Below are 11,501 nucleotides of genomic sequence, written 5' to 3'. Positions count from 1 at the left end.
GGTAAAAAGGTGCAAGGTTCAAGGAGCGTGATGCAGGTTTCGGCTTTTAGCTTTTTCCTTGCTCCTTTTACCTCATAAATTACTTAGCCAAATCAGCCTTAATAGTATCGTGCAAAAGCGTTAATAAATTTAAACTGGTGCTATCGGCGACCGGTTTTTGGTCTTGATCCATCACAACAACCTCGGTCTGACGATTGTTTTCCACCAGCTTGAGAATATATTCCCGTTCAGTGGTTTGCAGCCCTTCGAAAAAGAAATTGACCTCATCCCAAACAGACCCGTCTTCCACTGCCTGTTTATTCGCGTCATATTGAACACGGAACAGTCCCTCTTCCTGGTTACGGTTAGTGACTTCAATAGATTTTCTGCTTAACGCTTTGCCAACCATCCGCCACGCCATCGATAACGGCGCGTTGATACGCAGCCGCTTTGTGCCTTGATCGGCATCAACCAGCTCGACATGAATCGATTTTCGTTCGACGGACGGGGCTTCTTCGGTTGACGGAGCGGCGACAGCGGCCTCGGCTGTTTCAGCAACCGAAGATGGAGCAGGAGCCGGAGCCGGCGTGGGAAGCTTGGCCCCGGCATCGCCCGCAAGATCGGGAGGAATGGTCAACGGCGGAATTTCAGTCGTAAACTGATAATCTTTTTCTTTATCCGGAAATAGCGTTTTTATATAAGTGCAGGCCGATACATTGACCAAAACAGCAACAATAATGAACGGCCTGATTTTAGTTTTCATAATCGCTGTCAAATAACTTCAGCCTGACGCATTGCATCACGCACCGCATCAAAACAATCTTCCGTTAACCAGGTCAAAGGCAAGCGTATGCCCTTACCCATCAAGCCCATTTCGGCAACAGCCCATTTAACCGGAATAGGGTTTGACTGAATAAACAGGTTTTTATGCAGCGCGGCCAGTTTTTCGTCGATCGCTAAAGCGGCTTCAGCGTCGCCGGCTATCGCCAGCATGATCATTTGATGCACCAGTTTCGGCGCGACATTGCCGGTCACGGTAATCGTGCCGTTGCCGCCCAGCAGGCAGAACTCGCGGCTGGTCGCATCGTCGCCGGTATAGATTGCAAAATCGTCACCGGTCAAATCACGGATTTTTTTAACCCTGGACAAATCGCCCGTCGCTTCTTTAACGCCGACAATGTTTTGCAAATGAGACAAGCGGCCTACGGTTTCCGGCAGCATGTCGCAAGCGGTACGGCCCGGCACGTTATATAAAATCTGCGGAATATCGACAGCGTCGTTAATGGCTTTATGATGCAGGTACAAACCTTCCTGGGTCGGCTTGTTGTAATACGGGGTAACGATCAGGCAGGCATCGGCGCCGGCTTCTTTAGCCAAGCGGGTCAGGTTGATCGCTTCGGTCGTCGAGTTCGCGCCGGTTCCGGCAATAACCGGGATTCTGCCGCCGGCATAATCGACCGCGCATTTGATAACATCGCAATGCTCATGCTCATCCAGCGTCGCCGACTCGCCTGTAGTGCCAACGGCAACCAAGGCGTCGGTGCCTTCCGCTATGTGAAATTCCACCAGCTTTTTCAAGCTCTCCTTATCCACTGCACCGCTTGCATCCATCGGTGTTACTAAAGCTACGATACTACCTTGAATCATGAAATCTCTCGATCGGAATTAATACTGTTACAAAATTGAAACCATTATAACAAGCAAATAAGTAAAACTCAGCTTGATACGTAATTTTACCTATATTTAGCCGGGATGAGACTAACCTGCCCCAAGCTCCGCGCGCATTTGCGGGAAATGCTGTATCTTGCCTCCATGCACTACGCCCATATTCTTCATACACAACTATCTATCGATGCATACTTATTCCGGCAATCACTTTCCAGGTTTTTAAAACCCGGAAGGTCTACGACTCGCGCAACTTATCCTGCATAAAGAAGTTGATTAAATGTTATCGTCTTAAATTCGCCGGCTCTAGGTATTCTCACGAATGGAACCGATGATTTTTTTATATAAAATTGATCCCAACTTGAGGTCGTATTGAGACTGGGCTTTTTCAACTTACTGATAAAAAGCCCCGGCGTGAGTGCTTGAATATAAGTTTCCGGCTAAGGTTCAGAGCGGGAGTGCGTGCTTCACCTAAAGCGCCTACTTTGCAAGCGAAGCTTGCACTCCAAAATACCGGAAACTTTAGCTCGATTGCTTAAGCAGTGCTTTTAAAGCCGGCCTGAATTTACGGATTCTATGCTTTATTAGAATTGCGATGACTCTAAGCCTTTAATTCGCTGGTTTGTCAATTAAGCACCGAGCCATATAAATGCATTCGGCTAGTGAATGGCGCGGGATAGATTTGCTATTCCAAGCGTTAGGACTGAAAGAATTTAATCGGTTTTTGATCCGGTTGAAGTCATCGGAGAAGTCTATAAAGGGAATTAAACCTCGCGCACAACCAGGTCGTGTGTCAGTGGGGCAAACAATTTTCGACCTGCTTATTCATTTAGGAGAATTATCATGGAAAATTTAAACACAGCGTTGAAAGCTTTTTGGCAAGATGAAGCAGGCCTGACCATGGTTGAGTATGCGGTTGCGGGATCGTTGATAACCGCCGCAGCAGTTACCGCTTTCACGGGCCTTGGAACTGCCGTTACGACTAAAATTGATTCTATCACTACAGCTATAACGGCAGCAGCCTAATCCCAATGCGAGGTGATAGGGGGGCTTAGTTGTAGACAGCAAAAAGGCACTGGCTTGTTAAGCTCGAGCCGATCTAATCCACCAGACACAGAGATGACTGCTGTTGTTTCTATTGATTTTTCCAAAGCCAATCGATCTGTGCCCGTCTTGAACGAATCGAAAGGATCTGGAAGATACGTTAAACCAACCGGTATCGGTTAACTTAACGCCTCCAATGATACAGTCAGGTCGTGTATCAATTGGATAAACAATTTTGGCCTGCTTATTTTAGGAGAATCATCATGAAAAAATTAAACACAGCATTGAAAGCTTTTTGGCAAGAAGAAACCGGCCTGACCATGGTTGAGTACGCGGTAGCGGGATCGTTGATAACCGCAGCAGCAGTTACCGCTTTCACGGGCCTTGGAACTGCCGTTACGGCCAAAATCACCTCTATCACTACAGCTATAACGCCAGCAGCTTAACCACGAACCGCCGGAAACACATACTTAGCGCTACGCGCTCGAATGGCCTTATTCCGGTTTACTTAGCGAAGTTTTGGATCGGCCATATTTATACATTTCCGTCTAAGAAATGCGAAATGGCGAAACAGTTTTGCTGCGCCTGCTCAATAAAGGCTCACTTTTAACTCTAGATAAAACCCACCCCATCGCCAGCACAAGTTATCCTGGCGAACATTATCTTTATTGATTTTTCAGGGCGAACCGTTCTTCGTTCGCCCTTCTCACACACCGCCCGCAGGTACGGCAGCGCTTGTCCTTCTTGTCAAAAACTATCGCAAAATCTCTCTAAGCCAATATTTTTTTAAAAAATTATTTTGGTAAAAATCATCAATTCGTAAATATCGGTACGTATTACGCTGGTTCCCAAACACCTGCTTGGGAACCAGCAACACTGTTCAAATTATCTTGTTCCCACGCGCTACGTGGGAGCAAGATGGCGACATCGTCCCCTCCCTATATTTCCGATACCGACCACCTAATCATTAACCTCTAAACTCACCTTCCTTTAAATTCAAAAAGCTTCCATGCCTCTTATCGAAAACCACCGCAAAAAATCATCTAAACCACTATTTTTAAATAATTATTTTTATAAAAAAATCTTCAATCCGTAGGTAGTGGTACGTATTTTTTCAACACATCTTCTCTGTTAATTTAGCAACATCAATTTGAACTTAAAAAATCCTCAATTTTTCCTTATAAGGAAAAACGCTCCCCAGGAACAAGTTCATCTTTTGAGCCGCAAATCTAAAAAATTTAACGCGAACGCCTGAACAACGGCATCGTTCGCACCATAAAACAAGAATAAATAAAGAGTGTAAACATGACCTTGGATAACTTGCCAACCGCAGTTCTTCTCATCGCTTTGATAGCGGCTGCCGCTATCGACATAAAGCGCCACCGCCTGCCCAACGTCTTAACCGTGAGTACAGCCTTACTAGGCATCGTTTTTCAATGCTGGTTATACGGATGGAGCGGATTTCTAAACGGCCTAGGCGGATTCTGCATAGGGCTATTTTTACTTTTACCTTTTTATGCAATGCGCTGGATGGGCGCCGGCGACGTCAAGCTGATGGCGGCGGTGGGAATCTTTCTCGGATGGCCGTATAGCTTGCTCGCCGTGGCGTTGACGACCGGCGCAGGCGCCGTTGCGGCTTTAGGTTTGCTGGCCGCGAAAGGCGGACTGACAAACTACCTGCGCCGCTACGGGGCAATGGCGAAATGCCTGTTATTGACAGGCAGGGTTGCTTATGTGCCGCCCGAGCAGGAGGAATCCTCGACACTGCTTTTTCCTTATGCGCTGGCCATCGCCCTCGGAACCTTTGCAACACTGGCATGGGCCGGCCGGCTGGATACTTTTCTCGATCTTTTAATAGGAGGTGTTCATGTATAACGATACATTTGCGTTTGGCGATCAAGCGGTCCGGCAAATCGCCCCGAGGCCTCGAAACCTTGCCGAAACCGGGCTGGAACAAGATTTTCTCTGCGACCTGCTGGCCAAGCATTTCTACTGGGGCGGCATCCTTAACCAGCAACAACTGGTCGAACGCACCGCGTTGGCCTGGCTGGTTCTGGAATGCCTGCTGAATTTCATGCGCACGTCCGGCTATATCGAAATACTCAGCCCGCTCCCCAATTCCCCGCTGCTACGTTACGTTTTAACGGACCGGGGGCGCGCCGTTGCGTTGGATGCCCAGCAAAAAAGCGGTTACGTAGGCTGCGCGCCGGTACCGCTGGCACTGTATGAAAAAGTCGTGCAATCGCAATCGATACATCAAAACATCGTCACAAACGAAGACATGGCCCGGGTCTTTAACGGCATGGTCATCCGCGACTCGATACTTGCCCAATTAGGTCCGGCCATGCACTCGGGCCGCCCTATTTTCGTCTACGGCCCGCCGGGCACCGGCAAGACTTATATCGGCACGCATCTGCTCAATCTGATGACCGATTCAGTGCTGATTCCGCACGCGCTGGCGGTCGGCGATTATGTCGTGCAGTTCTTCGACCCGTCGATTCACCATCCTTTGGCTGTCGAGAATAAATCGGACAGGCTGATAATGGACAGCAGCCACGATCCGCGTTTTGTCCGCTGCCGCCGTCCGTCGGTGCTGACCGGCGGCGAGCTGACTTCGGACATGCTGGAACTGTCCCATGACGCAACAACTAAACAATATTTCGCGCCGTTGCAATTAAAAGCGAACAACGGCATTTACATGATCGACGACCTCGGCCGGCAACGCATCGAAACGACGGACTTGCTGAACCGCTGGATCGTCCCGCTAGAGCAAAAACGGGACTATTTGACCGTAGGAAGCGGAACCCGCTTTCCGGTGTCTTTCGACGTCGTGCTGATGTTCTCAACCAACCTGAATCCGCTCGAACTGGCCGACGAGGCTTTTTTGCGAAGGCTCGGTTACAAGGTTCGCTTCGAAGTGCTACGTCAGGACGAATACGAAGCCATCTGGCGGCAGGTCTGCGAGAAACACGCCATCGCCTTTGACGCGACGACTTTCCGTTACGTGCTGGAGCTTTACCGCCGGGAAGACAGGCCGCTGCTACCTTGCCAACCCAGGGACTTGTTGAGCCTGGTCATGGATCAATGCCGTTATGAAGGCGCCCCGGACCAAGTCACGATCAAACGTCTCGAACGCGCCTGGAACAGTTATTTTGTACGCCCGACCTCTGAACCGGCAGAGACTTTCAAACTGTCCGTCCCCAATAGCCAACCCCCATTAATGGAAAGGAGAACAAAATATGTTGAACAGTAGAACGCTGATGCTCTTTGTTATGGCGCTGGTCTTGGCCGTTGGCGCGGTTTTTGTCGCACAACGCTGGGTTAATTCCCTAGGCAGTAACACCGTTCAACCGCTGCAATACAGCAAGGTGATTGTTGCTTCAATGGATATTCCGCAATGGAAAGAAGTCGGCGAAAACGATGTAACTGAAAAAGATTGGCCGAAAGACACCGTCACCAAAGATATGTTTACCGACAAGTCCCAAGTGGTCGGCAAAGTCGCGATTAATAACGTGTTTACCGACGAACCGCTAAATACCCGCCGCGTCGTCGACCCGGAAGGCGGAAATATATTTTCGCTGGGCTTTCCCGAAAACAAGCGCGCCTTCACCGTCAGGGTCAACGACGTCAGCGGCGTCGGAGGATTTTTGTTGCCGGACAATCACGTCGATGTACTGGCTGCCAAGAAACTGCCGGGCATGAATGAAGAAGTTCGCGCGGAAACTATCGTCCAGGACGTCAAAGTCTTGGCCGTCGACCAGGAATCGACAAGCGAAAAGAACAAGCCGATTGTGGTCCGTTCCGTCACGCTGGAGATGGCGCCGCATCAAGCCGAAGACGTATTCAAAGCGCAGATGGACGGTTCGATTCAGCTCGCCCTGCGCAACCCGACCGACAGGACCGTATTGGACAAACCGGAGACAGTGACCGCGATAGCAGTGCTGCCGCTGCCGAAGACCGAAGCGCCTGCCGGCAAAACATTCACAGTCACTCGGGGAATGAGCCAAAGCAAAGTCCAATGCAAAGGCCAAGCCTGCTTGGAACAGCAGATTTAACTATGAATTTGATATTTCGTTCCCTCGCGCTACGCTCGTCGTTATACACGAATATCTCGCGGATGCTGTACCCCTTACCTGCGTTAGACCGGAAATATGACGGCATTTCCTCCGTCCATGGCGGTCAGAAGTGCTGGAGTCGCCGGGAGCGGCTCCAGTAAAAACCTGGAAGGTCTAACTCGCTCAACGCTCAAGCGTGGGAACGAGAGCGCAACACTAAACAACAATAAAAAACGATTCAGGGAGTCAATTATGACCAGTCCGATTAAACCCATTGCCTATTCAAAAGGCAGCATCCTGTTACGCCGCGCAGGACTATTCACCGCCTTGGCGTTGGCAGGCGTGCCATTCAATCTTTCTGCAAACGATTCCTCCAGGGTCACATTGGGTAAAGCCAGCTTCATGACTCTGCCTTCCGCTATCGACCATGTCACAGTCGGCAATCCGGACGTGGCCGACGTCAAAATCCTGGACCCGACTCACCTCTATATTCTTGGTAAAAAATTGGGAAGCACCAATGTCGTCCTGCTGTGCGGAAAAAGAAACGATCCCTGCGGCCGCAATCTCGACGTGGAAGTCACCCACGACCTGGACGGGCTTAAAGCCAAGCTGCACGAACTGTTCCCTAATGAATCTCCGAAGGTGCTGTCGTCGCAAGGCTCCATTGTTCTGAGCGGACAAGTATCCGGCCCGCAAAAAATGGACGCTATTTATAAAGTCGCAGAAACCTTTCTCTTACGGGGCGAGCAGCAACCTTCAGACTACAAATCCGGAACCTACGTTGAAAATTCCGGGGCAGGAGCTGGCAGCCGCCAGCCCGGCTCTTCACCGGAAGCTCCTCAAGGACAAGCGACCCAGGTCATCAACCTGATGCAGGTTGGCGGTCCGCAACAGGTCATGCTCGGCGTGACCGTAGCGGAAATCGACCGTCGTCTGGCACGCGATTTTAAAGTCGATTTCTCGGCCATCGGCGGCAGCGGCGACTTCAGTTCCGGCGCAATCAGCGGCGACGGTTTGGTCAGCGCCCTGTCCAATGCGGCAGCAGTCGGAGCCAGCACGATCAACCCCTACGGCATGTTTTTCCGTTTCATCGGTCATGATGTCGCCGTCAAGACCGTCATCAATGCGGCCAAGGAAAACGGTTTGGCGAAGATTCTTGCCGAACCGAACCTGACCGTCATTTCCGGCCAGGACGCGGATTTCCTGTCCGGCGGCGAGTTCCCTATTCCGGTGCCGCAAAACATGGGCGTTGGCGGCGCAAGTACCGTCACGATCCAGTTCAAGCCGTTCGGCGTGATGCTTAAATTTCTTCCGGTGGTACTCGATACCGGGCGAATCAGCATGAAGCTGAATATCGATGTCAGTGAAATATCCGCCGACAATGCCGTCGTGCTGCCGGCAGGCAACGGTAATTTCGTTATCCCGTCATTGACCAAGCGTAGCGCTAATTCCTCATTGGAGCTGAATGACGGACAGACTTTGGGCATCGCAGGCCTGATCAACGACAGCATGCGCGAAACAATCTCAAAATTTCCGGGCTTGGGCGACATACCGGTGCTCGGACAGCTGTTCACCAGCCAGAAATTCCTGAAGAACGAGACGGAATTGGTCATTTTCGTTACGCCGCATTTGGTCAAGCCGATCATACCCGGCAATATCCAACTTCCTACCGACAAATACATCGAGCCCAGCGATGTTGAGTATTACCTGATGGGGCGGACGGAAGGCCGCAAAACGCCAACCCGCGTCAACACCGGACAAACCTACACCGGCGGCTTACGCGGCCATTTCGGACAACAACCTTAAGGAGCGGACGACCATGAAAGACATAAAACACCATCAAGCGGACGATTATGAGGACAAAATCATTGCCCGGAAAAATACCAATTGCTTATCAAGCGTTCCGGCATTTCAACCTGGAGCCAACGTAGCGCCCGCTGGAGTGCAGGCTTCGCCTGCCGGCGCAAGCAAAGCTTGCACTCCTGTTGATGAATTCGTTTTACCAATGGCTCCCACGCTTCGGAAGATACGCCGGAGCAAGGAAACGATAAACATGAGGCGTAGCGTGCTATTGGCGGTCAGCCTGGCGGCCTTAAGCGGTTGCTCGGCGTGGAGCAGCAACCCGGTACGTACCCAGGCCAATTACGGTGCATCAGTGCGCAATATGGTCAGCAACCAAATCTATAACCCCGATAAAGCCCAAAATCCCGACGCCTTGCTGCCGGACGGCATGGACGGAGACAAAACCGATTCCGTGCTAAACAAGACTTATCGCGGACTCGTGTTCGTACCGAGAGAAGACCTTCGCCATACCACCACCTACGGCCAGCCGAATATTTCGATTCTTGGCGGTTCGGGAGGGGCGGCGCGTTAAGTGTCGCGGTATTGGGATTGCCATTATGAAAGTAAAAGACCGATTATTCATTCACTACGATTTACCCCACACCGGCTACCGGTTATTTAAAAGCCTTCCTCGTCGCATGGCAGTCGGCCAACAGGGTGCCATTTTACCGCTGGTCGCGATTGGGATGGGAGCCCTGCTGGCTATGACCGGACTTGCCTTGGATATGGGACATAGCTATCTGAATAAAACCCGGATGCAAAATGCGCTGGATGCAGCGGCACTCAGTGGCGCTAAAACACTGGATGAAACTGCCAGCACTGCAACGGCAACGATAGCAGCACAAAATGCGTTTACGATTAATGCGAATGACTCAGGCAATGCCGAACTACAGAATATCGCTATTGGCAATGTGACCGTCGAGTTTTCCGATACATTGAATCCTTTCGGAGGAGGTGTAAATCCCCGCTTCGTTCGCGTGGGCGTGAGCGCTTCCGATTTCGCTCAACCTACATGGATGCTCCAAGCCATTGGATTAACTAGTGTCCCAGTTGGCGCAAGAGCCGTGGCAGGACCGAGTCCCGGGCTGATCTGTCCAGAGATTTTACCTGTTGCACCCTGCGGCACAGGAGGACCGACGAACAACTATGGCTATACTGCTGGGCAGGAGGTACAACTGAAATTCGACGCGAAAAACAAAGGCCCGATCGGAAACGGCAATTTCGGGAATGTCGATGTCGGCTGCGGATCGGGCGCCAATTGCGTCCGTGACAGCATGGCTGGAGCTTATAAAGGCTGTGCGAAGCTAGGCGATACCATACCGACTAAACCGGGAAACAATGTAGGGCCGAATGCGCAGGGATTGAATACACGATTCAATTGCCCCCCTCCAGGTTGCGGCGGTATTGATACTTCCGTCTACAAACCTGACGTCATCATTGATGCGGGCGGTTCCGGTTACCCAGATACTTACAGTCAGTATATGACCGATAGAATTACACATAACTGGGATCTTCCAACTCCTACCGCCCAGTCTGACCCACCTCGTCGCTTAGTGGCTGTACCTGTGGTCGATTGTTCGACAGCTGTCAATGGGAGTGGTGATTTGCCTCTTCTGGGCCTTGCCTGCATGTTTCTGACACAGCCAGCTACGCATACAGGCAATACGCAGACAATATTCGCAGAGTTCCTTTCTTCAGGTTGCCTTGGTCAAGGCTCGACTCCAGGGCCCAATCCAGTCATCGGACCGGGACCCCATACCATCATTCTTTATAAAGATTTTGGAAAGGCAGACTCATGAACAGCAGAACGCAACTTAACAGTATTTGCCGTCAACGTGGGATAGCAATGATTGAGTTAGTAATCGTCGCCCCCGTCCTGCTGCTGATTCTGCTGGGGGTCAGTGAAATGGGACGTGCTTTATTTCAATACAACACTTTGTCCAAAGCTGTGCGCGACAGCGCGCGTTACTATTCCACACAAGTTTTCAACAGCAATGACATTACAGGAGCCAAAAATCTGGTCAAGTATGGACAGACCGGGACAGGAACACCTCTCCTACCCGGTTCCTATACTATCCCGGATCCCGTGACGGTGATTGGGGCGACAGGCACTTATGTGACGGTCACAGGCAGCTATACCTTTACTTTCTTACCGGGAAATCCTTTAGCCGGCATTCTCGGTTGGTTCGGCTCCGCGCTTCCTAATCCTTTTGTCTTAACTGCCACCAGCACCATGAGGGCGATATGAGAAACCAACAGAAAGGCTTGTACATTGTCGAATTCGCCTTGGTGGCCTCGTTGTTCTTCGTGCTGCTGTTCGGTGTTATCGAATTCGCCCGGGCTCTGTTTGTCTGGAACACGCTGACCGAAGCCACACGCCGCGGCGCACGCTTGGCCGTTGTTTGTCCGGTGGATCACGCGTCAATAGCCAACGTCACGGTATTCAACGCCCCTGGCTCAGCTGGAGCCAGTCCGATAGTGCCCGGGCTGAACAGCTCCAACGTTGTCACCGAGTATTTGGATCAGACCGGTGCGGTTACGGCCATTTTTAACGATATTCGCTATGCCCGCGTAAGGATTGTGGGATTTCAACACACACTGTTGATTCCGGCATTGCTCCCCGGCCTTCCTAGCATGCAGCTGACCGCCCCACAATTCGAAACAATACTGCCGCGCGAAAGCCTAGGTGCTGTACCGGATGGCGCAGGCAGTACGCAATGCCCATGAATAATACAGAACGGGGAAAGTTCGCTCTCGTTCCCACGGGCTCCGTGGGAATGCAGTCAAGGCGCGCTGCGCCGCGAATCATGATCAACGTCTGGCGTATACGGGACGCAGCGCGTCCTGCACTGCATTCCCACGCGGCGCGCTCGTCTTTATACACAAGTGTCGCAGACCTTCCAGGTTTTAAAAACC

General features: G+C 51.2%; 12 protein-coding genes. 10 read left to right on the top strand and 2 right to left on the bottom strand.

Features of this window, described 5'->3' with window-relative positions:
* Positions 1 to 79: 79 nt before the first annotated feature.
* Both bamC and dapA read right to left on the bottom strand, forming a co-directional pair.
* The gene (gene bamC, locus EKO24_RS21885; protein WP_143733397.1) at positions 80 to 742 is read right to left on the bottom strand and encodes an outer membrane protein assembly factor BamC; all 663 of its coding nucleotides are present in this window, start codon (positions 740 to 742) and stop codon (positions 80 to 82) included.
* 8 nt (positions 743 to 750) lie between these two features.
* The gene (dapA, locus tag EKO24_RS21880; protein WP_143733395.1) at positions 751 to 1,626 is read right to left on the bottom strand and encodes a 4-hydroxy-tetrahydrodipicolinate synthase; all 876 of its coding nucleotides are present in this window, start codon (positions 1,624 to 1,626) and stop codon (positions 751 to 753) included.
* An 861-nt stretch (positions 1,627 to 2,487) separates the two neighbouring features.
* Between dapA and EKO24_RS21875 the strand changes: the two genes are divergently transcribed.
* The 10 genes from EKO24_RS21875 to EKO24_RS21830 all read left to right on the top strand — a co-directional run bounded on the left by EKO24_RS21875 (position 2,488) and on the right by EKO24_RS21830 (position 11,312).
* On the top strand, positions 2,488 to 2,670 hold the full coding sequence (locus tag EKO24_RS21875) for a Flp family type IVb pilin (RefSeq protein WP_143733393.1): 183 nt from the start codon (positions 2,488 to 2,490) through the stop codon (positions 2,668 to 2,670).
* A gap of 281 nt (positions 2,671 to 2,951) precedes the next feature.
* Entirely contained in the window at positions 2,952 to 3,134 is a 183-nt protein-coding gene (locus tag EKO24_RS21870; RefSeq protein WP_143733391.1) for a Flp family type IVb pilin, read from the top strand.
* Between the two features lie 859 nt (positions 3,135 to 3,993).
* Positions 3,994 to 4,563, top strand: coding sequence for an A24 family peptidase (locus EKO24_RS21865; protein WP_143733389.1), 570 nt, complete (start codon positions 3,994 to 3,996; stop codon positions 4,561 to 4,563).
* The gene (locus tag EKO24_RS21860; RefSeq protein ID WP_196240046.1) at positions 4,556 to 5,941 is read left to right on the top strand and encodes an ATP-binding protein; all 1,386 of its coding nucleotides are present in this window, start codon (positions 4,556 to 4,558) and stop codon (positions 5,939 to 5,941) included. Before EKO24_RS21865 ends, EKO24_RS21860 begins: the two co-directional genes overlap by 8 nt.
* Positions 5,928 to 6,743, top strand: coding sequence for a Flp pilus assembly protein CpaB (cpaB, locus tag EKO24_RS21855; RefSeq protein ID WP_143733387.1), 816 nt, complete (start codon positions 5,928 to 5,930; stop codon positions 6,741 to 6,743). Before EKO24_RS21860 ends, cpaB begins: the two co-directional genes overlap by 14 nt.
* Before the next feature lie 252 nt (positions 6,744 to 6,995).
* Entirely contained in the window at positions 6,996 to 8,549 is a 1,554-nt protein-coding gene (locus tag EKO24_RS21850) for a type II and III secretion system protein family protein (RefSeq protein WP_161990644.1), read from the top strand.
* A gap of 13 nt (positions 8,550 to 8,562) precedes the next feature.
* The gene (locus EKO24_RS21845; RefSeq protein WP_143733383.1) at positions 8,563 to 9,117 is read left to right on the top strand and encodes a lipoprotein; all 555 of its coding nucleotides are present in this window, start codon (positions 8,563 to 8,565) and stop codon (positions 9,115 to 9,117) included.
* 25 nt (positions 9,118 to 9,142) lie between these two features.
* Positions 9,143 to 10,384, top strand: a complete 1,242-nt coding sequence (locus EKO24_RS21840; RefSeq protein ID WP_143733381.1) for a TadE/TadG family type IV pilus assembly protein — start codon at positions 9,143 to 9,145, stop codon at positions 10,382 to 10,384.
* Positions 10,381 to 10,833: a TadE/TadG family type IV pilus assembly protein gene (locus EKO24_RS21835; protein WP_143733380.1), complete on the top strand. Its 453-nt coding sequence runs from the start codon at positions 10,381 to 10,383 to the stop codon at positions 10,831 to 10,833. Before EKO24_RS21840 ends, EKO24_RS21835 begins: the two co-directional genes overlap by 4 nt.
* Positions 10,830 to 11,312: a TadE/TadG family type IV pilus assembly protein gene (locus EKO24_RS21830; RefSeq protein ID WP_143733378.1), complete on the top strand. Its 483-nt coding sequence runs from the start codon at positions 10,830 to 10,832 to the stop codon at positions 11,310 to 11,312. The genes EKO24_RS21835 and EKO24_RS21830 overlap by 4 nt, the downstream gene beginning before the upstream one ends.
* Positions 11,313 to 11,501: the final 189 nt, after the last annotated feature.

Origin of the sequence: Candidatus Methylobacter oryzae (genome assembly GCF_003994235.2) — a bacterium.
GTDB classification, from domain to species: domain Bacteria; phylum Pseudomonadota; class Gammaproteobacteria; order Methylococcales; family Methylomonadaceae; genus Methylobacter_A; species Methylobacter_A oryzae.
Note: the sequence above shows the minus strand (reverse complement) of the source record. Positions and strands in the feature narration are given on the sequence as shown.

Bases quoted from the DNA above. Each gene is read 5' to 3' on its own strand.
- bamC (WP_143733397.1), bottom strand. From the start codon at position 742: ATGAAAACTAAAATCAGGCCGTTCATTATTGTTGCTGTTTTGGTCAAT.
- dapA (WP_143733395.1), bottom strand. From the start codon at position 1,626: ATGATTCAAGGTAGTATCGTAGCTTTAGTAACACCGATGGATGCAAGC.
- EKO24_RS21875 (WP_143733393.1), top strand. From the start codon at position 2,488: ATGGAAAATTTAAACACAGCGTTGAAAGCTTTTTGGCAAGATGAAGCA.
- EKO24_RS21870 (WP_143733391.1), top strand. From the start codon at position 2,952: ATGAAAAAATTAAACACAGCATTGAAAGCTTTTTGGCAAGAAGAAACC.
- EKO24_RS21865 (WP_143733389.1), top strand. From the start codon at position 3,994: ATGACCTTGGATAACTTGCCAACCGCAGTTCTTCTCATCGCTTTGATA.
- EKO24_RS21860 (WP_196240046.1), top strand. From the start codon at position 4,556: ATGTATAACGATACATTTGCGTTTGGCGATCAAGCGGTCCGGCAAATC.
- cpaB (WP_143733387.1), top strand. From the start codon at position 5,928: ATGTTGAACAGTAGAACGCTGATGCTCTTTGTTATGGCGCTGGTCTTG.
- EKO24_RS21850 (WP_161990644.1), top strand. From the start codon at position 6,996: ATGACCAGTCCGATTAAACCCATTGCCTATTCAAAAGGCAGCATCCTG.
- EKO24_RS21845 (WP_143733383.1), top strand. From the start codon at position 8,563: ATGAAAGACATAAAACACCATCAAGCGGACGATTATGAGGACAAAATC.
- EKO24_RS21840 (WP_143733381.1), top strand. From the start codon at position 9,143: ATGAAAGTAAAAGACCGATTATTCATTCACTACGATTTACCCCACACC.
- EKO24_RS21835 (WP_143733380.1), top strand. From the start codon at position 10,381: ATGAACAGCAGAACGCAACTTAACAGTATTTGCCGTCAACGTGGGATA.
- EKO24_RS21830 (WP_143733378.1), top strand. From the start codon at position 10,830: ATGAGAAACCAACAGAAAGGCTTGTACATTGTCGAATTCGCCTTGGTG.